Below are 1969 nucleotides of genomic sequence, written 5' to 3'. Positions count from 1 at the left end.
TATTTCCACAGATAAATGGACCCATTCATTCATTATTCCTTCATTAGAAATTCCTCAATCGTTTGCATGAGTTCGAATTGCTCGAATCCATGACATATCATATGTTTGGCATCTTTTAAGAAGAATAGCTCTTTCTTTTCTGATGCAATCGTATCATATAAAAATTGTGCACTTTTCACCGGAACGATTCCATCTTTTTCACCTTGAACGATCAGTGTTGGTATTTTTACATTGCCAAGCTGAGGCTTTATCGCTCTCACAGCATCCATAAACTGTTTGACAGCCTTTAAAGGGGTTTCCATCACTTTCTGTCGGTAAAGCTGGTAATGATCATCTGATTCTAGCTCACCTCGAAATTGTAGACGGACTACATCTTTAAGCTCCTGCAATAGCTGTATGGGATTTACATAGTAAGCAGCTGCACTAAGTAACACTAACTTCTCTACCGGGAACTTTGCAGCGATATGACAGGCAAGCATCCCTCCCATTGAAAAACCAATGACATATACTTTTTCACAACGACTTAATAATTCTTCGACAGCAATTTCTGCCGTTAATAGCCAATGGGCATAAGTCACATCGCCCAAGTTCCCTTCTGGTCCATGCCCTGGCAAAGTAGGCGTGTAAACAAGCCACCTTTTTTTTTCGAATAAATAATTGGCAACTGGCTCCACTTCCCAAGGCTCACCTGTAAACCCATGCAAACAAAGACATCCGATCATCTACTCACCTTATTTCATCTAGTTTGTACAGAATGGCTGACATTAAAACCGACTTCATTTATGTTTTATACCCATTTTCAAACGGTCAAAATCTCATTATGGATGTCACAATTCTTAATTTATTATATCCACAAATAAATAGATGAGTACACGGTTGAACCCTATCACATACATACAAAAAAACAGCAGGTGTATACCTACTGTTTCCATTCGTCGTTCTTATAAAAAGAAAGCAACGGTAATGGTAAGCGCAAAAAAGAGGATACCTAATACAATTGTCGCTTTCATTAATACAGCATCAATACCACGAGCCTTTTGTTTGCCTAATAACTGTTCAGCTCCACCTGAGATTGAACCAGACAAACCAGCACTACGACCTGATTGTAATAACACAACAGCAATTAAAGCAATAGAAACAATAATTAATAGAACAAATGCAATAGTTTGCATTCCTACTCCACCTCCAGCACTGTATACACTCCCTTTAATTTACCATAGTGCCTATCAGATCGCAATGGTAACTTGTATATAAAGCACATACAAAACTTCCATAATGACTTGCCGCAGAAAAAGGCTGAACGTGTCAGTATCTCAAAGGAAGTGCGTGAGTAACTACACGAAATATAAATGCTAATCTAAGAATGTTCAAAAACGATTAAATAACAATGTATACTTTTGGGTGGGTAAAAAAAGCGACTATGTGGTAGCAAAAGTGAAGAAGTGCCAATATGAGCCCGAGCAAACGCTGTATCTCGGGGTTACGAGCGGAAAAAGGGCGAGGAACCCCGTGCAAACGCTGAATCTCGGGGTTGCGGGCGGAAAAAGAGGGAGAAAGCCCGTGCAAATACGGAATCTCGGGGTTACGAGCTGGAAAAAGCGGAGAAAGCCCGTGCAAACGGCGAATCTCGGGGTTGCGAGCGGAAAAAGGGCGAGGAACCCCGTGCAAACGCTGAATCTCGGGGTTGCGAGCAGAAAAAGAGAGAGTAACCCCGTGCAAACGCCCAATCTCGGGGTTGCGAGCAGAAAAAGAGAGAGTAACCCCGTGCAACGCTGAATCTCGGGGTTGCGAGCTGGAAAAAGCGGAGGAACCCCGAGCAAACGCCCAATCTCGGGGTTGCGAGTTGAAAAAGGGCGAGGAACCCCGTGCAAACGCTGAATCTCGGGGTTGCGAGGATTAAGTCCATATAATTGTGTAAAAAGAAAAGACATCATTAAACTCCTGTTACAATAGTTTCAACGACGAAAAA

3 protein-coding genes are annotated in these 1969 nt (G+C 42.0%); all 3 read right to left on the bottom strand.

Features of this window, described 5'->3' with window-relative positions; translation table 11 throughout:
• Positions 1-32: 32 nt before the first annotated feature.
• Complete coding sequence (locus tag PQ479_RS16880) at positions 33-722, bottom strand: alpha/beta hydrolase (protein ID WP_047987216.1); 690 nt, start codon at positions 720-722, stop codon at positions 33-35.
• Positions 723-941: 219 nt separating this feature from the next.
• On the bottom strand, positions 942-1172 hold the full coding sequence (gene secG, locus PQ479_RS16875; protein WP_047987215.1) for a preprotein translocase subunit SecG: 231 nt from the start codon (positions 1170-1172) through the stop codon (positions 942-944).
• A 205-nt stretch (positions 1173-1377) separates the two neighbouring features.
• On the bottom strand, positions 1378-1770 hold the full coding sequence (locus PQ479_RS16870; RefSeq protein ID WP_273717108.1) for a hypothetical protein: 393 nt from the start codon (positions 1768-1770) through the stop codon (positions 1378-1380).
• Between the last annotated feature and the right edge of the window lie 199 nt (positions 1771-1969).

Source organism: Alkalihalobacillus pseudalcaliphilus, from assembly GCF_028610675.1.
GTDB classification, from domain to species: Bacteria; Bacillota; Bacilli; order Bacillales; family Bacillaceae_D; genus Alkalihalobacillus; species Alkalihalobacillus pseudalcaliphilus.
Note: the sequence above shows the minus strand (reverse complement) of the source record. Positions and strands in the feature narration are given on the sequence as shown.

Bases quoted from the DNA above. Each gene is read 5' to 3' on its own strand.
- secG (WP_047987215.1), bottom strand. From the start codon at position 1,172: ATGCAAACTATTGCATTTGTTCTATTAATTATTGTTTCTATTGCTTTA.
- PQ479_RS16880 (WP_047987216.1), bottom strand. From the start codon at position 722: ATGATCGGATGTCTTTGTTTGCATGGGTTTACAGGTGAGCCTTGGGAA.